24 protein-coding genes are annotated in these 22084 nt (G+C 70.5%); 19 read left to right on the plus strand and 5 right to left on the minus strand.

The window, feature by feature from the left end; all coding sequences use genetic code 11:
* Window positions 1-63 precede the first annotated feature (63 nt).
* The 9 genes from FK531_RS12355 (at window position 64) to FK531_RS12395 (ending at window position 7185) form a co-directional block, all read left to right on the plus strand.
* A complete protein-coding gene (locus FK531_RS12355) occupies window positions 64-1635 on the plus strand; it encodes a bifunctional uroporphyrinogen-III C-methyltransferase/uroporphyrinogen-III synthase (protein ID WP_142099726.1) in 1572 nt (523 codons plus the stop codon).
* 77 nt (window positions 1636-1712) lie between these two features.
* Window positions 1713-2687, plus strand: a complete 975-nt coding sequence (hemB, locus tag FK531_RS12360; RefSeq protein ID WP_142099728.1) for a porphobilinogen synthase — start codon at window positions 1713-1715, stop codon at window positions 2685-2687.
* Window positions 2684-3262 (plus strand): hypothetical protein, encoded by a 579-nt coding sequence (locus FK531_RS12365; protein WP_246098125.1) that lies wholly within the window; start codon window positions 2684-2686, stop codon window positions 3260-3262. The genes hemB and FK531_RS12365 overlap by 4 nt, the downstream gene beginning before the upstream one ends.
* 5 nt (window positions 3263-3267) lie before the next feature.
* Window positions 3268-3699 carry a hypothetical protein gene (locus FK531_RS12370; RefSeq protein WP_142099730.1) on the plus strand — a complete coding sequence of 144 codons (432 nt, stop codon included), beginning with the start codon at window positions 3268-3270 and terminating at the stop codon, window positions 3697-3699.
* The gene (gene mce1N, locus FK531_RS12375; RefSeq protein ID WP_142099732.1) at window positions 3692-4168 is read left to right on the plus strand and encodes a transport-regulating membrane protein Mce1N; all 477 of its coding nucleotides are present in this window, start codon (window positions 3692-3694) and stop codon (window positions 4166-4168) included. Before FK531_RS12370 ends, mce1N begins: the two co-directional genes overlap by 8 nt.
* Window positions 4165-4401, plus strand: coding sequence for a hypothetical protein (locus tag FK531_RS12380; protein WP_142099734.1), 237 nt, complete (start codon window positions 4165-4167; stop codon window positions 4399-4401). The genes mce1N and FK531_RS12380 overlap by 4 nt, the downstream gene beginning before the upstream one ends.
* A gap of 32 nt (window positions 4402-4433) precedes the next feature.
* Entirely contained in the window at window positions 4434-4715 is a 282-nt protein-coding gene (locus tag FK531_RS12385) for a metal-sensitive transcriptional regulator (RefSeq protein ID WP_142099736.1), read from the plus strand.
* 14 nt (window positions 4716-4729) lie between these two features.
* Window positions 4730-4933 (plus strand): heavy-metal-associated domain-containing protein, encoded by a 204-nt coding sequence (locus FK531_RS12390; RefSeq protein ID WP_142099738.1) that lies wholly within the window; start codon window positions 4730-4732, stop codon window positions 4931-4933.
* A 110-nt stretch (window positions 4934-5043) separates the two neighbouring features.
* Complete coding sequence (locus tag FK531_RS12395; protein ID WP_246098144.1) at window positions 5044-7185, plus strand: heavy metal translocating P-type ATPase; 2142 nt, start codon at window positions 5044-5046, stop codon at window positions 7183-7185.
* Window positions 7186-7254: 69 nt separating this feature from the next.
* On the opposite strand, the gene FK531_RS12400 is transcribed toward FK531_RS12395, so the two are convergent.
* The 4 genes from FK531_RS12400 to FK531_RS12415 are packed head-to-tail and all read right to left on the minus strand — an operon-like array spanning window position 7255 to window position 10395.
* The gene (locus tag FK531_RS12400) at window positions 7255-8361 is read right to left on the minus strand and encodes a sulfate/molybdate ABC transporter ATP-binding protein (protein ID WP_142099740.1); all 1107 of its coding nucleotides are present in this window, start codon (window positions 8359-8361) and stop codon (window positions 7255-7257) included.
* Window positions 8358-9167 carry an ABC transporter permease gene (locus FK531_RS12405; protein WP_142100237.1) on the minus strand — a complete coding sequence of 270 codons (810 nt, stop codon included), beginning with the start codon at window positions 9165-9167 and terminating at the stop codon, window positions 8358-8360. Before FK531_RS12405 ends, FK531_RS12400 begins: the two co-directional genes overlap by 4 nt.
* Window positions 9168-9187: 20 nt before the next feature.
* Window positions 9188-9979 (minus strand): molybdate ABC transporter substrate-binding protein, encoded by a 792-nt coding sequence (gene modA / locus FK531_RS12410; RefSeq protein WP_142099742.1) that lies wholly within the window; start codon window positions 9977-9979, stop codon window positions 9188-9190.
* Complete coding sequence (locus tag FK531_RS12415; protein ID WP_142099744.1) at window positions 9976-10395, minus strand: TOBE domain-containing protein; 420 nt, start codon at window positions 10393-10395, stop codon at window positions 9976-9978. The genes modA and FK531_RS12415 overlap by 4 nt, the downstream gene beginning before the upstream one ends.
* 160 nt (window positions 10396-10555) lie before the next feature.
* Between FK531_RS12415 and FK531_RS12420 the strand changes: the two genes are divergently transcribed.
* Window positions 10556-11860 (plus strand): SAM-dependent methyltransferase, encoded by a 1305-nt coding sequence (locus FK531_RS12420; RefSeq protein WP_142099745.1) that lies wholly within the window; start codon window positions 10556-10558, stop codon window positions 11858-11860.
* A gap of 88 nt (window positions 11861-11948) precedes the next feature.
* Entirely contained in the window at window positions 11949-13322 is a 1374-nt protein-coding gene (locus tag FK531_RS12425; RefSeq protein WP_246098126.1) for a bifunctional lysylphosphatidylglycerol flippase/synthetase MprF, read from the plus strand.
* A gap of 6 nt (window positions 13323-13328) precedes the next feature.
* On the opposite strand, the gene FK531_RS12430 is transcribed toward FK531_RS12425, so the two are convergent.
* Entirely contained in the window at window positions 13329-13796 is a 468-nt protein-coding gene (locus FK531_RS12430) for an Lrp/AsnC family transcriptional regulator (RefSeq protein WP_142099749.1), read from the minus strand.
* 128 nt (window positions 13797-13924) lie between these two features.
* Here FK531_RS12430 and hppD point away from each other — a divergent pair, with 128 nt between their 5' ends.
* The 8 genes from hppD (at window position 13925) to ccsB (ending at window position 21937) form a co-directional block, all read left to right on the plus strand.
* Entirely contained in the window at window positions 13925-15118 is a 1194-nt protein-coding gene (gene hppD, locus FK531_RS12435) for a 4-hydroxyphenylpyruvate dioxygenase (RefSeq protein ID WP_142099751.1), read from the plus strand.
* Between the two features lie 107 nt (window positions 15119-15225).
* Window positions 15226-15597 (plus strand): hypothetical protein, encoded by a 372-nt coding sequence (locus tag FK531_RS12440; RefSeq protein WP_142099753.1) that lies wholly within the window; start codon window positions 15226-15228, stop codon window positions 15595-15597.
* Window positions 15598-15739: 142 nt separating this feature from the next.
* Window positions 15740-17077, plus strand: coding sequence for a glutamate-1-semialdehyde 2,1-aminomutase (gene hemL / locus FK531_RS12445; protein ID WP_142099755.1), 1338 nt, complete (start codon window positions 15740-15742; stop codon window positions 17075-17077).
* Window positions 17078-17133: 56 nt separating this feature from the next.
* On the plus strand, window positions 17134-17802 hold the full coding sequence (locus tag FK531_RS12450) for a histidine phosphatase family protein (RefSeq protein ID WP_142099757.1): 669 nt from the start codon (window positions 17134-17136) through the stop codon (window positions 17800-17802).
* Window positions 17799-18410: a TlpA disulfide reductase family protein gene (locus FK531_RS12455; protein ID WP_142099759.1), complete on the plus strand. Its 612-nt coding sequence runs from the start codon at window positions 17799-17801 to the stop codon at window positions 18408-18410. The genes FK531_RS12450 and FK531_RS12455 overlap by 4 nt, the downstream gene beginning before the upstream one ends.
* Window positions 18407-19228, plus strand: a complete 822-nt coding sequence (locus FK531_RS12460) for a cytochrome c biogenesis CcdA family protein (protein ID WP_142099761.1) — start codon at window positions 18407-18409, stop codon at window positions 19226-19228. The genes FK531_RS12455 and FK531_RS12460 overlap by 4 nt, the downstream gene beginning before the upstream one ends.
* The gene (resB, locus tag FK531_RS12465) at window positions 19225-20937 is read left to right on the plus strand and encodes a cytochrome c biogenesis protein ResB (protein ID WP_142099763.1); all 1713 of its coding nucleotides are present in this window, start codon (window positions 19225-19227) and stop codon (window positions 20935-20937) included. The genes FK531_RS12460 and resB overlap by 4 nt, the downstream gene beginning before the upstream one ends.
* A 16-nt stretch (window positions 20938-20953) precedes the next feature.
* The gene (gene ccsB / locus FK531_RS12470) at window positions 20954-21937 is read left to right on the plus strand and encodes a c-type cytochrome biogenesis protein CcsB (RefSeq protein ID WP_142099765.1); all 984 of its coding nucleotides are present in this window, start codon (window positions 20954-20956) and stop codon (window positions 21935-21937) included.
* Window positions 21938-22084: the final 147 nt, after the last annotated feature.

Here is a 22084-nt window from a genome sequence, read left to right on the forward strand (position 1 = left end):
AATCACTCCCGACCCCGCACGACCCCGCACTGCTGGAAACCTGAACGCACTGGAGAACAACCGATGAGCCGAGTCCGTAAGAACACCCCCGGACGGATCCTGTTCGTGGGCTCCGGCCCGGGCGATCCGGCGCTGCTCACCGTCCGGGCCCGGGACGTGCTCGCGAACGCGACCCTGGCGTACACCGACCCGGATGTCGACAAGGGCGTCACGGCACTGGTCGGCACCGCGCTCGAGGTGCCGGGCGTCGAGGTCGATCCCGAGCACCCGCTCTACGAGGTCCGGCCCGCCCTCGGTGAGCCGGCGGAGGTCGCGAAGACCCTCGTGCACGAGGCGCGCAACGGCCACGACGTGGTCCGTCTCGTCTCGGGTGACCCGCTGACCACCGACTCGGTCATCGCCGAGGTCACCGCCGTGGCCCGCACCCAGGTGCAGTTCGAGATCCTGCCCGGCCTGCCCGCCGGGTCCGCGGTGCCGAGCTACGCCGGGATGGCGCTCGGCTCGGGTCACACCGAGGCGGACGTCCGCGGCGAGGTCGACTGGGCGGCACTGGCCGCAGCGCCCGGACCGCTGGTGCTGCACGCCAGCGCGGCCCACCTGGCCGAGACCGCCAGTGCACTCGTCGAGCACGGCCTCGCCCCGCAGACCCCCGCCGCGATCACCGTCCGCGGTACCACCCGCCAGCAGCGCACCGTCGAGGCCACCCTCGCCACGCTGAACGAGGCGGGCTCGGAACTGGTCGGCTCGCTGGTCGTCACGGTCGGCAAGGTTGTCAGCCACCGCAACAAGATGTCCTGGTGGGAGTCGCGGGCGCTGTACGGCTGGACCGTGCTGGTGCCGCGCACCAAGGACCAGGCGGGCGAGATGAGCGACCGGCTGGTCACCCACGGCGCGATCCCCATCGAGGTCCCGACCATCGCCGTCGAGCCGCCGCGCAGTCCCGCGCAGATGGAGCGGTCGGTCAAGGGCCTCGTCGACGGGCGCTACCAGTGGGTGGTGTTCACCTCCACCAACGCGGTGCGCGCGGTCTGGGAGAAGTTCGAGGAGTTCGGTCTGGACGCCCGCGCATTCTCCGGCGTGAAGATCGCCTGTGTCGGCCAGGCCACCGCGGACAAGGTGCGCAGCTTCGGTATCAATCCCGAGCTGGTGCCCTCCGGTGAGCAGTCCAGTGAGGGTCTGCTCGCCGAATTCGCCCCGTACGACGACGTTTTCGATCCGGTCAACCGGGTGCTGCTGCCCCGTGCGGACATCGCCACCGAGACCCTCGCCGAGGGGCTGCGCCAGCGCGGCTGGGAGATCGACGACGTCACCGCGTACCGCACCGTGCGGGCGGCGCCGCCGCCGGCCGAGACCCGCGAGATGATCAAGACCGGCGGGTTCGACGCGGTGTGCTTCACCTCCTCGTCCACCGTCCGGAACCTGGTCGGCATCGCGGGCAAGCCGCACGCGCGCACGCTGGTCGCGTGCATCGGGCCGAAGACCGCGGAGACCGCGATCGAGTTCGGCCTGCGGGTCGACGTCCAGCCCGAGACCGCGCAGGTCGGACCGCTGGTGGAGGCGCTCGCCGAGCACGCAGCCCGGTTGCGTGCCGAGGGCGCGCTGCCGCCGCCGCGCAAGAAGTCTCGTAGGCGCTAGGCGCTGACGCGCCTGTGAGTCCTTCTGGCCCTCACACGGACCGGAAGGACTCACAGGCCCGACGAAGGAGGGCCTGTTTGTTCCCCGCCGAGCGGCCCCGCCGCCTGCGCAGCACCAAGGCGTTGCGCCGTCTGGTTGCCGAAACCTCGCTCGAGCCACGACATCTGGTGCTACCGATGTTCGTGGCCGACGGTATCGACGTGCCGCGTGAGATCACCTCGATGCCCGGAGTCTTCCAGCACACCCTCGACTCGCTGCGCGCCGCGGCGACCCAGGCCGTCGAGGCCGGCGTCGGCGGGCTGATGATCTTCGGAGTCCCGCGTCCGGAGGACAAGGACGCCGACGGTTCCGGCGCCACCGACCCGGACGGCATTCTCAACCGGGGTCTGCGGGCACTGCGCGCCGATCTCGGCGACGACACCGTGATCATGGCCGACACCTGCCTGGACGAGTTCACCGCGCACGGGCACTGCGGCGTGCTCGCCGCGGACGGCACCGTCGACAACGACGCCACCCTCACCCGGTACGTGGACATGGCTGTGGCGCAGGCGGAGTCGGGCGCGCACCTGCTGGGTCCGAGCGGCATGATGGACGGCCAGGTCGCCGCGATCCGTGAGGGTCTCGACGATGCCGGTCACCTCGACACCGGGATCCTGGCCTACGCGACGAAGTACGCCTCGGCGTTCTACGGCCCGTTCCGGGAGGCCGTCGGATCCTCGCTCGAGGGCGACCGTCGTACCTACCAGCAGGATCCGGCCAACCGCCGCGAGTCGCTGCGCGAGGTGGACCTCGATCTCGAGGAGGGCGCCGACATGGTGATGGTCAAGCCTGCCATGAGCTACCTCGACGTACTGCGGGAGACCGCGGACATGTCCACCGTTCCCGTTGCCGCGTACCAGATCTCGGGTGAGTACTCGATGATCACGGCGGCCGCGCAGAACGGCTGGATCGACCGCGATGCCGCGATCGACGAGTCGCTGCTGTGCATTCGGCGGGCGGGTGCGGACATCGTGCTGACCTACTGGGCCGCCGAAGTGGCGGGCAGGCTGTGACCGCGCCCCCGCCGCCCGGTCCGGGCGACCACTGGTCGGGCGTACCTCAGCCGCCGATGAATCCGGTCGAGCAGAGCGCCGCGCAGCCGCCGGTGGACGTGCTCACCGCCTTCCAATTGCTCTGCGGCGTGGCGGCACTCGGGGTGGTCAACCTGTTCGCGTCGCTGGCCACCGTGTACGGCGACCGCGCGACCTACGTGGACCAGTTGATGCGCGACATGCGCGCGCAGGACCCGACGCTCGATTTCAGTGCATCCACCATGGACGCGCTGATGTTGGTTGCACTCGGGATGTCGGCGTTGATCGGCCTCGGGGTCACCGCGCTGTACCTGTTGTTCGTCTTCAAGATGCGGCGCGGCCGGAACTGGGCCAGGATGCTGGTCACCATGGCGGGTGTGCTGATGGTGTTCCTCGCGGTGCCGACCCTGTTCGGGCTCGGTGCGGGCGGCGGTGCGGGCGCGATGGTCTCCGGCGGCGCGAGCATCCTGCAGGCCGTGCTGTCGGTCGGCGCGGTGGTGCTGATGCACCGTACCGATTCCAACCGCTACTTCCTGCCCGCGGTGAAGGAGCAGTAGCGCCGGTGAGCGACACGCCAACCCGGCCGAGGCCGGTCGACATCGCGTACTGGCTGTGGCTGGCGGGCGCGGCGCTGCTCGTGCTGTTCGGACTGCTCGCCGTGACGACGTCCGGCTCGGCCCTGCGCGAGACGTTGGCCGACCGGGGCGCCGACCCGGACAGCGTCGACGCGCTCGTGCTGTTGCTGCGCGGCTCCGGTGTGGTCTCGTTGCTGGTCGGTGTCGGGGTCGGGCTGATGTCGGGACCGACGCGGGCGGGCGACCCGCGGTTCCGGCGGGCGGTGGTCGCGCTGTCGGTGGTCTACACGCTGATCCAGTGCGCGCTGCTGCTCACCGGGCTCGGGCAGGCGCCGATGCTGATGGCCTCGATCGTGCTGCTGGCTGCCAGTGTCCTGGTGTACCTGCGGTCCGCGACCGGCTGGTTCGCGCGTGGCTGAGCCCGTCTTCGAGGAGTTCGGGGCGCGCTGGCGGGTGGTGGCGATCGGACCGGTGCTGTGCCTGGTGGTGCTGGTCGCCGACCTGTTCATCGGTGCGGGGGTGCATCTGCTCGGACTGGCCCTGTTCGCGGTGTTGCTGGCCGGTCTGGTGGCACTGCAGGTGGTGGCGGCACGCCGGCATGCGAGCGTCGAGGTCACCGACGCCGCGCTGCGCTGCGGCACCGAGACCGTGGCGCTGGCGGACATCGCCGAGGTGCTGCCCGAGGCGGACCCGTTCGCGGAGGACCTGCGGCCCTGGGAGTCGGCGCGCGCGCTCGGCGACCTGTCGGGAGTGCCGCGCCGCCGCACCTCGATCGGCCTGCGCTTGCGCGGCGGCGAACTGGTCCGGGCGTGGGCGCGCGACGGTGACGGGCTGCGTGCGATCCTCGAGGATACGGTCGAGGGCGATGGCGAGGGGAGCGGTCGGTGAACACTCGGGTGCTGCGCGTCGCGGAGGCGTGTCTTGCGGTGGCTGCGGTGGTGCTGGCGGCATGGTGCTGGCACCAGGGCGTGCAGACCTCGGATTTCGCCCCTCTCGCGGAGGGTGCGCCGGCGTTCTCGGGCACGCACTACTCGGGCACCTGGATCGGCGCCGCGACGGCGCTGATCGTCGTGGCCGGTCTGCTGGTGATCGACGTGATCCGGCGCAGGCGCACACCCTAGCGGAAAGTACCCATGGGGGGTATCCTACGGGTATGAACGGTTACTCCCCCGAGAAGGACGACCTCCTCAAGCGGCTGCGCCGCATCGAGGGACAGGTCGCCGGCATCTCACGCATGGTCGACGGCGACCGGTACTGCATCGACATCCTCACCCAGGTGTCGGCGGTGACCAGTGCGCTGCAGTCGGTCTCACTCAAACTCCTCGACGAGCACCTCTCGCACTGCGTCGTCGAAGCCGCGAAGAAGGGTGGCCCCGAGGCGGACGCCAAGGTCAAAGAGGCCTCGGACGCGATCGCCCGGCTCGTCCGCTCCTAGGAGGTGTCCGAAGGATGAAGAGCACATTCACCGTCACCGGCATGACCTGCCAGCACTGCGTGGCCTCGGTCCGTGAGGAGGTCGGCGAGATCCCCGGCGTCACCGACGTCGCGGTCGACCTGGACACGGGCCGGGTCGAGGTGACCAGCGAGTCCGAACTCGACCCCGGCGCGGTCGCGGCGGCCGTCGAAGAGGCGGGCTACGAGCTGGCGTCATGACCGCCGGTATGCGTCGAAATGTCGGCACCGCCGACGAGAGTCGCAATGTCGGCACCGCCGACGAGAGTCGCAATGTCGGCACCGCCGACGTCGACCTCGACCTCGGCGGGATGACCTGCGCGTCCTGCGCCAACCGGATCGAACGCAAACTCGGCAAGATCGACGGCGTCACCGCGACCGTCAACTTCGCCACCGAACGCGCTCACGTGCGCTACCCGTCGACGGTGTCCACCGCGGACCTGGTCGCCGCAGTGCAGTCAGCCGGCTACACGGCCACGCCAGTTCCCGAGGAACCCGAGGTGGGGTCGACCGATTCCGAGGCGGCGCGACATGATTCGCTCGGCCTCCGACTTGTGGTCTCGGCCGTCGCGGCGCTGCCGGTGGTCGTGGTCTCGATGGTTCCCGCCCTGCAGTTCGACTACTGGCAGTGGCTGGCACTCGCACTGACCACCCTCGTGGTGTTCTGGGGCGGGTACCCGTTCCACCGCGCGGCACTGATCAACGCCAGGCACGGTGCGTCGACGATGGACACCCTTGTCTCCATCGGCACGCTCGCCGCCTACGGATGGTCGGTGTGGGCGTTGGTGTTCGGTACCGCCGGACAGATCGGCATGACGCACGAGTTCACGCTGATGCTCGGCGCACACGACCCGTCCGGTCAGATCTACCTCGAGACCGCGGCCGCGGTGACGGTGTTCCTGCTGGCCGGCCGGTTCGCCGAGTCACGGGCCAAACGCCGCGCCGGTTCGGCGCTGCGAGCGCTCCTCGACGTCGGGGCGAAGGATGCGACCGTTCTCGAAGGAGATGTCGAGCGACGCGTTCCGCTGGCGGCGCTGCGCGTCGGCGACCGATTCGTGGTCCGGCCGGGAGAGAAGATCGCCACCGACGGTGTGGTGCTGAGCGGAGCGGCAGCGGTGGACACCTCGGCCGTCACCGGAGAGTCGGTCCCGGTCGACGTGACCGCGGGCGACGCGGTGGTCGGCGGCACCGTCGACACCGACGGGCACCTGGTGGTCCGAGCCGAGAAGGTCGGCGCGGACACCCAACTCGCGCACATCGCCGCCCTCGTGACGCAGGCGCAGAACGGCAAGGCGGCAATTGCGCGTCTGGCGGACCGGGTCTCCGCGGTCTTCGTGCCGATCGTCCTCGTGATCGCGGCGCTCACCCTGATCGGCTGGCTGGTGACCGGGCACGCGAGCACCGAAGCCTTCACGGCCGCGGTCGCCGTGCTCATCGTCGCCTGCCCGTGCGCACTCGGATTGGCCACGCCCACTGCGCTTCTGGTGGGCACCGGTCGCGGCGCGCAGCTCGGCATCCTGATCCGCGGACCCGAGGTGCTCGAACAGACCAAGCGGATCGACACCGTGGTCCTCGACAAGACCGGCACTGTCACCACCGGAACCATGACCGTGGACGCGGTGGTACCCGCAGCGGGCGAGGACGCCGACCGGGTGCTGGCGTTGGCCGCCGCGGTCGAGCACGCGTCCGATCATCCGGTGGCCCGGGCGATCTCGGCGGCACGTGGGACGGACCTGCTGCCGGTGACCGAGTTCGGCAGCCGAGCAGGTGTCGGGGTCGTCGGGACGGTGGACGGCGTCCGGGTGAGCGTCGGCAAGCCGGACGACGCGGTCCCCGCCGAACTGCGCGAGGTGTTCGGCGCGGGGCGCACCGCGGTCGCGGTGGCCTGGGACGGGGTGGTGCGCGGCGCGATCACCGTGGCCGACTCGGTGAAGCCGAGCAGCGCGGACGCGGTGGCACAGATCGTCGCGTTGGGCATGACGCCGGTGCTGCTGACCGGGGACCGCCCCGAGGTCGCCCGGGACGTGGCCCGACAGGTCGGCATCGACCGGGTCATCGCCGGCGTCCTGCCCGACGAGAAGGCGGCGCACATCGCATCCTTGCAACGCGAGGGCCGCGCGGTCGCGATGGTGGGGGACGGGGTCAACGACGCGGCGGCGCTGGCCACCGCGGACGTGGGCCTGGCGATGGGCACCGGCACGGACGCGGCCATCGAGGCGAGCGACCTGACCCTGGTGCGCGGCGACCTGCTGTCGGTGCCGCAGGCGATCCGGCTGTCCCGCGCGACGCTCGGCACCATCCGCGCCAACCTGTTCTGGGCGTTCGCCTACAACGTCGCGGCGATCCCGCTGGCGGCGCTGGGGTTGCTCAACCCGATGATCGCCGGCGCGGCGATGGCGGCCTCGTCGGTGTTCGTCGTGGGGAACAGCCTGCGGCTGCGCCGCTTCCGGTGACGCTGGCGGCGGGACTCGCCCGGGCCGGGACCGGCGACCCTGTACGGATCGCAGGCGCCCCCGGACCAGCTAACCCTCGTCGGGTGGTGAGGCGCCCGACCCCGCCAGCGCCGCGAGCACCTCGACCTCCTGGGTCTTGACCACGAAGTACACGGTGCCGCCCGGGTGCAGGTCGAGGTCCGCGACTGCCGCGGGGGTGACGTCGGCGGTCAGGCCCGCGCTGCCGTCGGGGTTCGGCTCGCTGTGCACCCGCACCGCCGCACCGTGCACCTCCAGTTCGGCGATAGTCACCGGAAAGACGTTGCGGGGACTGGCATGCGGTGGTTCGAGGTGTACGGCGACCGAACCGGGCCGGAACAGCGCGACCGCGGGTGCACCCGACTCGACCTCGCCGATACCGGAAACGGCAGCACCCCAGGATGTTTCGAGTACCCCGGGCTCGCCGATCCGGCCCGCGACCAGGTTGACCCCGGCGATCCGGGCCGCGAACGCGCTGCGCGGGGAGGTCAGCACCTCGCGCACGGTCCCGGCCTCGACTACCCGGCCGGCCTCGACCACGACCACCCGGTCCGCCAGCGCCAGCGCGTCGAGCAGGTCGTGGGTGACGATCACCGCGGTGCGTCGCTGTTCGCGCAGGATGCGCCGCAGCAGTCGTCGCAGCGCGGGCGCGACCGCCACGTCGAGCGCGGACATCGGTTCGTCCAGCAGCAGGACCCGCGGCTGCGCGGCCAGGGCGCGCGCGATCGCGATCCGTTGTGCCTGACCACCCGAGAGCTGTGAGGGTCGTCGGCGGGCCAGGTCCTCGGCGTCGACCTCGCGGAGCCACTGCGCCGCGGACTCCCGTGCCGCCGACCGGCTCGCACCCCGGCTGCGGGGGGCGAAGGCGACGTTCGCGGCGGCGGTCAGGTGCGGAAACAGCAACGGGCGCTGGCTGAGCAGTGCGACTCCGCGTGCGTGCGGCGCGACGAACACCCCCGTCTCGGTATCGGTCAGCACCTCGTCGCCGACGCTGACGGTGCCGTGGTCGGGGCGAAGGAGCCCGGCGATCAGGGCGAGCAGCGTCGACTTCCCGGCCCCGTTCGGGCCGAGCACCGCGAGCACCTCACCGTCGGCGAGTTCCACGTCGAACTCGACGCCGCGGCGGTCGAGGCGGGCGCGCACGCGCACCCCGCTCACAGCGCGCCCGCGATCCGGCGGCCACGCGTCGCAACCACGATCAGCGCGGCGACCGCGATGAGCAGCAGTGAGAGTGCCACCGCCGCATCGGGATCGGTCTCGCGTTGCAGGTAGATCTCCAGCGGCAGCGTGCGGGTGACGCCCTGCAGCGAACCGGCGAAGGTGATGGTCGCGCCGAACTCGCCGAGGGCGCGCGCGAAGGCGAGCACCGCCCCGGACACCAGCCCCGGCAGCACCAGCGGCAGCGTCACGCGGCGCAGCACGGTGGTCGGGCGGGCGCCGAGCGTCGCGGCCACCGCCTCGTAGTCGCGGCCCGCCACCCGAAGTGCCCCCTCGAGGCTGACCACCAGGAACGGCAGCGACACGAAGGTCTGTGCCAGCACGACTGCGGTGGTGGAGAACGCGATTCGGAGGCCCAAGGCTTCGAGCTGATGGCCGAGCAGGCCCTGCCTGCCGAAGGTGTACAGCAGCGCGATGCCTCCGACGACCGGCGGCAGCACGAGGGGGAGCAGCACGAGTGCGCGCAGTACCGACCGGCCACGAAACTCCCCGCGCGCCAGCACCAGCGCGAGGGGGATGCCCAGCAGCACGCACAGCGCGGTGCTTGCGGCCGCGGTCTTCAGACTGAGCAGCAGTGCGACACGCGAGGATTCGGAGGTGATCAGCGGCAGGAAGTTCGCCCAGTCGATCTCGACGAGGACCGCGATCAGCGGCAGGAGAAGGAACGCGGCGCCGACCGCGGCGGGCAGGTAGGCCCAGGCGGGTAGTCCCACCCGGACCGTCCCGCCGCGGCGCGCCCGGGTCACATAGCCGCGCCGCGGCGGGGTCACGGGGCCGCGAATCCCGCGGCGGACAGGACCTTCCGTCCGTCGTCGCCGGTGACGAGGGCGACGAACTCCTGTGCGGCGGTGGAGTTCTCGGCACCCTTCAGGGCCGCGATGGGGTAGGTGTTCACCGCGCCCGCGGACTCGGGGAACGCGACGGCGGTGACCTTGGCGCCGGCGCCCGCAGCGTCGGTGACGTAGACCAGGCCCGCGTCGGCCTGCCCCGAGGTGACCTTCCCGAGCACGTCGGTCACCGAGGACTCCTCGCTGACCGGACTCAGGGTGGTGCCGGTGGCCGTCTCGACCTTCTTCGTCGCAGCGCCGCACGGGACCTGCGGCGCGCACACCACGACCTGGGTGCCCGGTCGCGCAAGGTCCGCGAATGTCGCGATGTGCGCCGGGTTTCCGGGCGGAGTGACGATGGTGAGCGTGTTCGTGGCGAAGTCGACCGGGGTGCCCGCGACGAGCCCGGCGTCGGTGGCCTTGGTCATGTTCGCGGTGTCGGCGGACGCGAACACGTCGCCGGGCGCGCCCTGGTTGAGCTGGGCGACCAGGTCCGAGGATCCAGCGAAGTTGAACTTGACGGAGGTGCCGGGGTGTGCCGCTTCGAACTGCTTGCCGAGTTCGGTGAAGGTGGAATTCAGCGAGGCGGCCGCGAAGACGGTGACCGCGCCGGTGACGGGCGCGGACCCGGTCGTGGTGGTACCCGCGTCCTCGGTGGGCCCGCTCGAGCAGCCCGCGACGAGGGCGGTCGCGGCGAGCGCGACCAGTGCAGTTCCGAGAGTGCGCTTCACGCGGGTCCTCCGGTGTGGTGTGAGTCGGGTGTCTCGACGACGACGGTGGTGGCCTTGACCATGGCGACGGCGACCTTGCCGGGCACGAGGCCGAGTTCGCGCGCGGACGCGCTGCTCATCAGGGACACGACGGTGAACGGGCCGCACTGCATCTGTACCTCGGCCATCACCTTGTCCTCGGTGACCTTGGTGACGAGGCCGACGAACCGGTTGCGCGCGGAACTGGCGGTGCCGAGCGGATCGGGCGGGGGACTGGCGTGCGTGCGGGCGAATTCGGCGAGCGCCACGCCGTCGATAACCTTGCGGCCGGACTCGTCCTTGTCAGCGGCCAGTGCGCCGCTGTCGATCCAGCGGCGCACGGTGTCGTCGCTGACCCCGAGCAGGCCCGCGGCGTCCTTCACGCGTATCGACGACATGGTGGCCTCTCCGTTTCGTTATCCGCAGATGCGTCTCAATCGGGATGATAGGGCGGCATCAGCGGAAGTGATAGGTGGGAAGGTTCGTGAATGCGTCATCGCAGCCTGCGGCCGTCGGTCCGTCCGGGTAAAATCAGTCCGGCCCGTGGGAGGTGGGTCGATGAAACCAGCCGCGCCCCAAGTGTTGTCGGTGTTCGAGGCCGTCGCCGGCAGCTCGCTGCCGGTGCGGGTCCGCTGCTGGGACGGCTCGACCGCCGGACCGCCGTCCGCGCCGGTTGCCGTGGTCTTCCGACGTCGGCGCGCGCTACGCCGAATTCTCTGGTCACCCAACGAGCTCGGGCTGGCCCGCGCCTACGTCTCGGGCGACCTCGACGTCGAGGGTGACCTGTTCGCGCTGCTCGACGGCCCCGACGTGATCGAGAAGGTCGCGCGGAAGGACCTGGGCGCCCTCGGCAGACACGCGATGGCACGCTCGGCGACGACCTTCCTGCGGCTCGGCGCGTTCGGGCCACCGCCGCGTCCGCCCGCACTCGAGGTGGTCCGGCGGCGAGGGGCCAAGCACAGCAAGGAACGTGACGCCGCGGTCGTCTCACACCACTACGACGTCGGAAACGACTTCTACCGGCTGATTCTCGGGCCGTCGATGGTCTACTCGTGCGCCTACTGGGCGCGCGGGGAGGCCGGATCGCTCGAGGACGCCCAGTACGACAAGCTGGACCTGGTGTGCCGAAAGCTGGGGCTGCGGCCCGGCATGCGACTGCTCGACGTCGGCTGCGGCTGGGGGTCGATGGCGATCCACGCGGCGCGGCACTACGGGGTCTCGGTGGTCGGGGTGACGATCAGCCACGAGCAGGTCGACCTGGCTCGAGCCCGGGTCGGGGAGGCGGGGGTCGCGGACCGGGTCGAGATCCGGCTGCAGGACTACCGGGACGTCCACGACGGGCCGTACGACGCGATCTCGAGCATCGGCATGTCCGAGCACGTCGGCGACAGTCAGCTGAACACCTACGCGGCCGACATGATGGCCCTGCTGCGGCCGGGGGGACGGCTGCTCAACCACGCGATCTCGTCGGTCGCGCCGCTGGAGGACTCCGCGCATTCGTCGCCGACCTTCACGGATCGCTACATCTTCCCAGACGGAGAACTGTTGCCGCTCAGCCGGGTTCTCGACGGCCTCGAACACGGGGGATTCGAGATCCGAGACTGTGAGGGACTGCGCGAGCACTACGCGCTGACCCTTCGGCAGTGGGTCGCGAACCTGCAGCGGTCGTGGGACGAGGCGGTGCGCCTGGTCGGGTCGCCGCGGGCCCGCACCTGGCTGCTGTACCTGACGGCGAGCGCACTCGCGTTCGAGCGCGGCCGAATCGGCGTCAACCAGGTGCTCGCGGTCCGGCAGGGGGAGCGGGGGGTGAGCGGGCTGCCCCGCACTCGCGGGGAATGGCTCGGCCCGGACGACTCCGGTTGAGTGGCGGCCCGGAAATATTCTGTGGCATATGGCCGTTTCTCATGATGGTGTTACCTGGGTAACCGTCGGCAGTTCGGGAGGGAGGCGAGTGGCCGGGACACGAGATCGCGCAGCGGCATTCGATGTCGTCGGAACCAGCAGTCGGAACGCGAGGCCGAGTCACAACCTGGCGCACTACGCGGGGACGGTCGGGCTGCCGGCGATCGTGCTCGTCGTGCTCGCGGTCGGCACCGCCAAACACTTCAACGGCCACCACCTCTGGATCTTCGCGCTCGCCGTCGCCGCGCTGTTCGTGGCCCGCGGGGTGCACCTGGGCCGGCCGGTCACCGCCGCCCACACCGCGACCGCCGCCGGGACGGTGCTCGCCGCGCTGTTGATCCAGGCGACCGGACACCCCGTGATCGCGCTGGCCACGCTCGCGCTCAGTGGGCTGGTGCTGATGTGGCCGACGTCGAGCCGACCGCAGCCGGAACGACTACCGAGCGTGCACGCGCTGGTCGACCGTACGGTCGCCGACCCGCTCGCCCCGTTCGCGATGCACTCGCTCAAGAGCTACTTCTTCTCCGCGGACCAGTCGGCCGTGATCGGATACCACACCAGACTCGGGGTGGCGGTGGTCGGCGGCGACCCGATCGGCGATCCGGCGCACTATCCGGCGCTGGTGGCGCAGTTCCAGCAGTTCTGCCGGGACCGCGGCTGGCGGATCGTGGTACTCGGCGCCAGCGAGCACCGCCGCGACCTGTGGGAAGCAGCGGTGTGGCCGCCGCTGCGCGCGGTGCCGATCGGCCGTGACGTGGTGGTCGAGGTCGGCTCCTTCGACATGGTCGGCAGGCGGTTCCGCAATCTCCGCCAGGCCGTCAGCCGCACCCGCAACGCCGGGTTGACCACCGAGGTGATCGCCGAGGCGAACCTGCCCGACGAACTGGCCGCGCAGCTGCGCGAGATCGCATCCCAGACGCACGGCGGGCAGGCCGAGCGGGGCTTCTCGATGATCCTCGACCACGCCCTCGACGGCCGCTACCCGGGCATGCTCATCGTCCTCGCCCGCGACCAGGACGGCGTCGTGCAGGGATTCCAGCGCTACGCGGTCGCCGGACGCGGCACCGAGATCAGCCTCGACGTCCCCTGGCGACGCAAGGGCGCGCCCAACGGTATCGACGAGCGGCTGAGTGTGGCGATGATCGACTACGCCCGCGACCACGGCGGCAAGCGCGTCTCGCTCGCCTTCGCGGCCTTCCCCGAACTGTTCGACGAGAAGGACCGCGGGTGGCTGCGGCAGGTGATGTTCAACGTCATCCACCTCGGTGACCCGCTCTTGGCGCTCGAATCGCTGTACCGCTACCTCAAGAAGTTCCACTCACTCGGCGACCGGCGCTACGCACTGCTGAGCTTCCGGATGCTGCCGATTGCCGCATTCGCGCTGCTCACGCTCGAGTTCGTGCCGCACCGCAAGACCGACTGACGCGTCTCACTCGACGGCCACGCGCACCAACTGCTGGTGCCGCAACGGGATCGGCGATTCCAACGCGATCGTCGTCGCGGACCGGAGCACGTGGGTGCCGTCCACGATCTCGTTGATCACCCGCTGCAGGTCGGCGTGGGTGCGCGCGACCACACGGATCAACACGTCGCCTACCCCGGTGATGGTGTGCGCCTCGAGCACCTCCGGGATCGCCGTCAGGTGTTCGACCACCGCGCCGTGCCCCTGACCCTGCGCGATCTCGAGCGTCGCGAACGCGGTCACCGGGAAGCCCAGCGCCGCGGCGTCGAGGGTGGGGGCGAGGTCGGCGATCACCCCGCTCCGTTCGAGTCGGGACAGTCGGGCCGCCGCGGTGCCGCGGGCCACGCCGAGCCGGCGCGAGGCTTCGAGCACCCCCACCCGCGGTTCGGCGTGCAGCAGGTCCAGCAGGTCGGCGTCCAGGCGGTCGATGCTCATCGCTGCGCTCCCGGTTCTACTGGTCATACTGTCCAGTCAAACTTCCGATACGGCAAGCATTCTGTACACAATGACCAGCGTCAACCCGCGTCATTGCGCAGTCGGTCGGGCGGGTTGACAGTGAGGGCATGACTACCGCGCGGCTCACCCCGCACGAGCGTGCCGCACATCTCGGCCGCGGCCGGTTGCGACGGCTCGTCGGGCTCGTCGACCACGATGACGCGGCCGACCCCTTCCCCGTCGTCGGCATGGACGCCGTGGTGTTCGTGTGCGGCAACGCCACCCAGAGTGCGCACTACTTCACCACCGCGTGGGGAATGTCCCTGGTCGCCTACGCCGGACCGGAAACCGGTCAGCGCGACCACAAGTCGTTCGTGCTCGAGTCCGGCTCGGCCCGGTTCGTGCTCACCGGTGCCGTCGACCCCGCCAGCCCGTTGGCCGACCACCACCGCAGGCACGGGGACGGCGTGGTGGACCTCGCGCTGGAGGTGCTCGACGTCGACCGGTGCGTCGCGCACGCCCGCGCCCACGGCGCCGTCGTCCTCGACGAACCGCACGACGAGTGCGACGAGCACGGCACCGTCCGCCTCGCCGCGCTCGCGACGTACGGCAGCACCCGCCACACCCTCGTCGACCGGTCCCGGTACCGCGGGGTGTACCTGCCCGGGTTCGTCCCGCGGGCACGCGAAGTCGTGGGCGGGCCACGTCCGCTGTTCCAGGCGCTCGACCACGCCGTCGGTAACGTCGAGATGGGCCGGATGAACGACTGGGTGCGCTACTACAACGAGGTCATGGGGTTCACGAACCTGGCCGAGTTCGTCGGCGACGACATCGCCACCGAGTACTCGGCGCTGATGAGCAAGGTCGTCGCGAACGGCAACCACCGGGTGAAGTTCCCGCTCAACGAGCCGGCCGTCGGCCGCAAACGCTCGCAGATCGACGAGTACCTCGACTTCTACGGCGAACCAGGATGCCAGCACCTGGCCGTGGCCACCGACGACATCCTCGCCGCTGTCGACGCCCTGCGCGCGGCCGGGGTGGAGTTCCTCGACACCCCCGACGCCTACTACGACGACCCGGAGCTGCGGGCCCGGATCGGCCGGGTCCGGGTGCCGGTCGACCGGCTCAAGTCACGCGGCATCCTCGTCGACCGCGACGAGGACGGCTACCTGCTGCAGATCTTCACCAAGCCGCTCGGCGACCGACCGACGGTGTTCTTCGAACTGATCGAGCGGCACGGCTCGCTCGGCTTCGGCAAGGGCAACTTCCGGGCCCTGTTCGAATCCATCGAGCGGGAGCAGGCGGCGCGCGGGAACCTGTGAGGAGTCCGCCGTGCGCCCGCGAACCGGACCGGCCGTGCGGCACCGTGACCCGATCGGTATTGGTTGCCCTGGCAAATGATGCTCAGGTCGTGTTTCATCTGTGAACTATGAGCACAGTCACCCGCGTCACCCGCATCGTCGCCGCCACCGCCGGATCCGTCGCTGTGCTGGCCGCCTCGGCCGCCATCGCGACCGCTGCCCCCGCGGTCCCGGGAGCCGAGCGGTTCACCCCGCTGGCAGACGGCTCGCACACCGAGTTCCTGGTCAACCCGGTCGTCAACCAGGACGACCTGCTGAACACGAACAAGGACCTCACCACCATGCCGGACGTGCGGGCACACAGCATCGACGGCCGCAGCTACTCGTTCTACCGGCTGGTCGACGGGGTCCGGATCGGCATGGTCCGCATCAACGAGTTCTGCCTGCCGACCGGCGTCTGCCACGGCCTGATCATCGACAACCCGACGCCCGTCATCTGACCGGCGGGCCGTCGTTCGAGGACCGAAGCAGGATGAGATCGGTCACGATCGTCGGCCGTCACCGGTCGTTCCCGCAGGTCCGCCACGACCTCTCCTACACCCTGTCGTTGTCAAGATCGTGGGAACTGGGACACTGGGGGCCGTGACTGTATCCACCGGCGCATCCGCGCAGCCTGCCGCGAAGTCTGCCCAGCTCTTCGAACGTGCCAGCGTGGTCATCCCCGGCGGAGTCAACTCCCCGGTTCGGGCCTTCGGCTCGGTCGGTGGTACCCCCCGCTTCATCGCCAGCGCGTCCGGCTGCACCCTCACCGACGTCGACGGCAACGACTACGTCGACCTGGTGTGCTCGTGGGGTCCGATGATCCTCGGGCACGCGCACCCGGCGGTGGTCGAGGCGGTGCGCGAGGCTGCCACCTCCGGGCTGTCCTTCGGTGCGCCCACCGAGGGCGAGGTGGAGCTCGCCGAGACGATCGTCGACCGAGTCGGTTCCGTCGACGCGGTGCGCCTCGTCAACTCGGGCACCGAGGCGACGATGAGCGCCGTGCGCCTCGCCCGCGGCTTCACCGGCCGCACCAAGATCGTCAAGTTCGCCGGCTGCTACCACGGCCACGTCGACGCGCTGCTCGCCGAGGCGGGCTCGGGTCTGGCGACCTTCGGGTTGCCCACCTCGCCGGGTGTCACCGGTGCGCAGTCCTCCGACACCATCGTGCTGCCGTACAACGACCTCGACGCCGTCGCGCAGGTCTTCGCCGCGAACCCCGGTCAGATCGCCTGTGTGATCACCGAGGCCGCCGCGGGCAACATGGGCGCGATCGCGCCGCTGCCCGGTTTCAACGAGGGCCTGCGCCGGCTGTGCACCGCGCACGACGCGCTGCTGATCATGGACGAGGTGATGACCGGTTTCCGGGTCAGCTCCGCCGGTTGGTACGGCCTCGACGGCGTCGCCGGCGACCTGACCACCTTCGGCAAGGTGATGAGCGGTGGCCTGCCCGCGGCCGCGTTCGGTGGCCGCGCCGACGTGATGTCGTACCTCGCGCCCGCCGGTCCCGTGTACCAGGCGGGAACCCTGTCCGGGAACCCCGTCGCCGTCGCTGCCGGGCTCGCCAGCCTGCGTGCCGCGGATCAGGGCGTGTACGACGCCCTCGAGCGCAACGCCGCGACTCTCGGCACACTGCTCGGTGACGCGCTCACCGAGGCGGGCGTCGAGCACCAGGTTCAATTTGCAGGCACCATGGTGAGCGTGTTCTTCGCCGACCGTCCCGTCACCGACTACGCGGCGGCGAAGGCCAGCGAGACGTGGCGGTTCCCCGCCTTCTTCCATGCACTGCTCACTCGTGGCGTGTACGCGCCACCGAGCGCCTACGAGGCGTGGTTCGTTTCGGCCGCCCTCGACGACGCGGCGTTCGACCGCATCGCCGACGCGCTGCCGCATGCCGCGCGCGCAGCCGCCGCGGCGACCGCGCCGGCCGCGACCAGTTAGATCAGCACGACCCCGCCCAGAGACCTCCCGCCCCTGAAGCTCCCGGAGCAGACCACGTGACCAGCCCTCAGCAGACGCCGCCCGCCGACCCGGCCGAATCCCGCACCATCGTGCACGTTCTCCGGCACGGCGAGGTGCACAACCCGAAGGGGATCCTGTACGGCAGGCTCCCCGGCTACCGGCTGTCCGTTGCCGGCCAGGCGCAAGCCCGCACCGTCGCCTCCGTGCTCGCGGGCCACGACATCACCCACGTCGTCGCCTCGCCCCTGCAGCGGGCACAGGAGACCGCGACACCGATCGCGGCCGAGCACGGTCTGACGCTGGCCACCGACGACAACCTGATCGAGGCGGGCAACGAGTTCGAGGGCCTCAAGGTCTCGGTCGGTGACGGGGCCCTGCGCAGGCCGCGGCACTGGTGGAAGCTGCGTGACCCGTTCACGCCGTCCTGGGGCGAGCCGTACCTGCAGATCGCGCACCGGATGCTCGCCGCCGTCAATGCGGCCCGCGTCGCGGCGGTCGGGCACGAGGCCGTCTGCGTGAGCCATCAGCTGCCCGTGTGGACGCTGCGCCGGTTCCTGCAGGGCGAGCGGCTCTGGCACGACCCGCGGCATCGTCAGTGCGGACTCGCCTCGCTGACCTCGCTGGTGTACGAGGGCGACACCCTCGTCGACATCGTCTACTCGGAGCCCGCCGGCGCGTCCGATCCGAGGGTGACCGGGGCATGAGGCGTTTCGCGGCCGTACCTCGTGCGCTGGCGGGGGTGACGGCGGTCCTGGCGACCGTCGCGCTCGTGGCCGCCTGCGGCACCGGTTCGGACGCCGTCGCGCAGGGTGGCACCTTCGACTTCGTCTCGCCGGGCGGCAAGACGGAGATCTTCTACGACCCGCCGAGCTCGCGCGGCACCCTCGGCGAGCTGTCCGGACCCGACGTCATGGTCGACGGCCAGACCACCTCGCTCGCCGACTTCACCGGCAAGGTCGTCGTGGTGAACCTGTGGGGCCAGTGGTGCGGGCCCTGCCGCGGTGAGGCCGACGCCCTGGAGACGGTGTACGAGAACACCAAGGATCAGGGCGTGGCGTTCCTCGGCATCAACGTCAAGGACTACCAGCAGCAGAAGGCCCAGGACTTCATCGTCAACAACAAGGTCGGCTACCCGTCGATCTACGACCCGTCGATGCGTACCCTGACCGCCCTCGGCGGCAACTTCCCGACCAGCGTCATCCCGTCCACCCTGGTTCTCGACCGGGAGCATCGGGTGGCCGCGGTGTTCCTCAAGGCACTGCTCGCCGAGGACCTGCAGCCTGTGGTGGAGAGGGTCGCGCGAGAACAGTGAGTACCGCAACCCTCGCAGCCGGCATAGGCGAGAGCTTCCAGAACACCGCCGCGACCGGACCGCTGCTGCTCGCGCTCGGTGCCTGCCTGCTCGCCGGACTGGTGTCGTTCGCCTCGCCGTGTGTGGTGCCGCTGGTCCCCGGCTACCTGTCGTACCTGGCCGGCATCGTCGGCGCCGACGCCCCCGCGGTCACCGCGGCCGAGGCATCGGTGCGCACCGAAACCAGGACCGCGCGGGTGCGGGTCGCAGGCGCGGCGGGACTGTTCGTGCTCGGCTTCACCGTGGTCTTCGTGCTCGCGACGGTGTCGGTGTTCGGCCTGATCTCGGCGTTGACGGTGAACCGGGAGGTGTTCCAGCGCATCGGCGGCGTCGTCACCATCGCGATGGGTCTGGTGTTCATCGGCCTGGTGCCCGCGCTGCAGCGGGACGTCCGGTTCGAGCCGCGCCGGGTGTCGGGTCTGATCGGGGCACCGATGCTGGGCGCCGTGTTCGGCCTTGGCTGGACACCGTGCCTCGGCCCGACGCTGGCCGGGGTGCTCTCGGTCGCGGCGGGCACCGAAGGCGCGACCGCGGCGCGCGGGGTGGCGCTGATCGTGGCGTACTGCCTCGGTCTCGGCCTGCCGTTCGTGATTCTGGCGTTCGGGTCGGTGAGCGCACTGAGGGGCGTCGGCTGGCTGCGGCGCAACGCCCGGCTGATTCAGGTCTTCGGTGGCGTGATGCTGGTGGCGGTGGGTCTGGCCCTGGTCACCGGCGTGTGGGACAGCTTTGTCGGATGGGTTCGTGACGCGTTCATCTCGGAGGTGACGTTGCCGATATGACGGTCAACGAAGAGCAAACTGTGACCGACGGCCCCGCCGCGCCGACCCCGCCGCCGCGGCAGTCCGTCGGCGGCCGGGCGGTGGCGCTGGTACGCAACACCTGGCGCGGACTGACCTCCATGCGGACGGCGCTGGTGCTGCTGTTCCTGCTGGCCTTCGCGGCCATCCCCGGTGCACTGCTGCCGCAGCGGAGCCTGAACGCGGGCAAGGTCGACGAGTACATCGCGAACCGGTCCACGCTCGGACCGCTGATGGACAAGCTCGAACTGTTCGACGTGTTCGGCAGCTTCTGGTTCACCGCCATCTACGTGTTGCTGTTCATCTCGCTGGTCGGCTGCATCACGCCGCGCTGCTGGGAGCACTTCCAGGCACTGCGCACCAAGCCGGTGGCCGCGCCGCGCAACCTGTCCCGACTGCCTCATCACGCCGATGCGACGGTCGTCGCCGAGCCCGAGGCCGTCGCCGAGGCCGTCCGCTCGAGGCTGCGGGGCTGGAAGACGGTCACCCGCAGCGGCGACGAGCTGCGCGCGGGCAAGCCGGGCGAGATCACGGTCTCCGCAGAGAAGGGGTACCTGCGCGAGGCGGGCAACCTGGTGTTCCACTTGTCGCTGGTGGGCCTGCTCGCCGCGATCGCGATCGGCAAGCTGTTCAGCTACGAGGGCAACGTCATCGTCATCGCGGACGACGGCCCGGGCATCTGCACCACCTCGCCCGCGGTGTTCGACTCGTTCCGCGCAGGCAACGTCGAGGACGGCACCGGCATGGCCCCGCTGTGCGTGCGGGTCAAGGACTTCAAGGCCGACTACCTGGACAACGGACAGGCCCAGATGTTCACGTCGAACATCGAGTACCAGTCCGGCGACGACATCGCGTCGAACACCTGGCGCAGCGACCAGCTGCAGGTCAACCATCCGCTGCGGGTCGCGGGCGACCGCGTCTACCTGCAGGGACACGGGTTCGCACCGACCTTCACCGTGACCTTCCCGAACGGCGAGACCCGCACCGAGACCCTGCAGTGGCGGCCGGACGACGCGACGACCTTCCTCTCCAGCGGCGCCATGCGTTTCGACCCGCCGGGCGGGATGTACCCGGACTCCGCGGAGCGCCGCAAGAACCAGATCGCCCTCGAAGGGCTGTTCGCGCCGACCGCGCTGATGCACGGCAACCTGCTCTCGTCGAGCTACCCGGCGATGCGGGATCCGGCGGTCGCGATCGACATCTACAAGGGTGACACCGGACTCGACACCGGGCTGCCGCAGTCGATCTTCTCGCTGAGCAAGGAACTGGTGAACCAGGGCCGGCTGACCAAGCAGGACCGCGTCAACCTGCGGCCGGGCGAGAGTTCCACGCTGGCGGACGGCACCCAGGTCCGGTTCGACGGCGCCGAGGAGTTCGTGAACCTGCAGGTCTCGCACGACCCGGCGCAGGGGTGGGTGCTGGTGTTCGCGCTCACGATGATGGCCGGACTGCTGGTGTCGCTGGTGATCAAGCGCCGGCGGATCTGGGTGCGGGTGTACCCCGCCCCGGAAGATGTCGACACCGTGTCGGATACATTGGACCCGCAGCGACGACGTACCGTAGTAGAGCTGGGTGGGCTCGCCCGCACCGACCAGGCCGGTTGGGGCGACGAGTTCGACCGGCTCTCCAGCCGCCTGATCGGTGAACTCGATTCCGGTTCCGATCAGTCGACCCCGCAGAACCGCGCCTGAGCGCAGGAGACACACGATGCCGATCAACGAAACCCTGGCTCGCTACAGCGACCTGGCGTTCGAGTCCTCGTTCGCGATCTACGTGCTGGCCTTCGTGCTGCTGATCGCGCAGTACGCGACCACCCGCGCGGACGCGGTGGCCCAGCGCGAGGCGCGCGAACTCGTCGGTGCGGGCGGCCCCGCCCCGGGCCCGAGTGCCGCGGTGCCGGGCCGAGTGGTCGAGCAGCCGCGCAAGCCCTGGTCGGAGCGGTTCGGCAACATGGCGATGGCCATCCTGGTCGTCGGCGTCGCGCTCCAGGTCGCGGCGATCGTGTTGCGCGGCTTCGCCACCGAGCGGTTCCCGCTGGGCAACATGTACGAGTTCGTCACCATGGCGACCGCCGCCGCGATGGTGGTCGGACTGATCGCGCTGCGCAGCCAGACCTACCGGTCGCTGTGGGTGTACGTGCTGGTCGTGGTCATTCCGCTGATGTTCCTGGCGGCCACCGTGCTCTATGCCGACGCCGCGCCCGTGGTGCCCGCGCTCCGGTCGTACTGGCTGCCGATCCACGTCACGATCGTGGCCACCGGCAGTGGGATCTTCCTGGTCTCCGGCGTCGCCAGCCTGATGTTCCTGCTCCGGATCCGGCAGCCGCAGGGCGAGGAGAGCGGCGGCTTCTGGGGCAAGCTCGCCTCCCGGCTGCCCGACGCGCAGACCCTCGACCGGCTCGCCTACAAGACCACGATCATCGCGTTCCCGCTGTTCGGTGCGGGCGTGATCCTCGGTGCGATCTGGGCGGAGGCCGCCTGGGGCAGGTTCTGGGGTTGGGACCCCAAGGAGACGGTGTCCTTCATCGCGTGGGTCATCTACGCCGCCTACCTGCACGCGCGCGCCACCTCGGGATGGCGGAACACCCGCGCGGCGTGGATCAACATCGCAGGCTTCGTTGCGATGCTGTTCAATCTGTTCATCATCAATATGGTCGTCTCGGGCCTGCATTCCTACGCCGGCCTGAGCTGATTCCTGCGCCCCGACCGCGGGCCGGATCGTTACCGTTCCCGTTGCTGCCGGTGGTCAGGTCACGCGCAGATTGCGGAACCGTAGCCAAGGTCTCCGAAGGTCACGGAACTGTGGCGGAGTTGTGACCACTTCGGGAGTCCGGTCGCC

This window comes from Rhodococcus spelaei (genome assembly GCF_006704125.1).
Classification (GTDB): Bacteria; Actinomycetota; Actinomycetes; order Mycobacteriales; family Mycobacteriaceae; genus Rhodococcus_G; species Rhodococcus_G spelaei.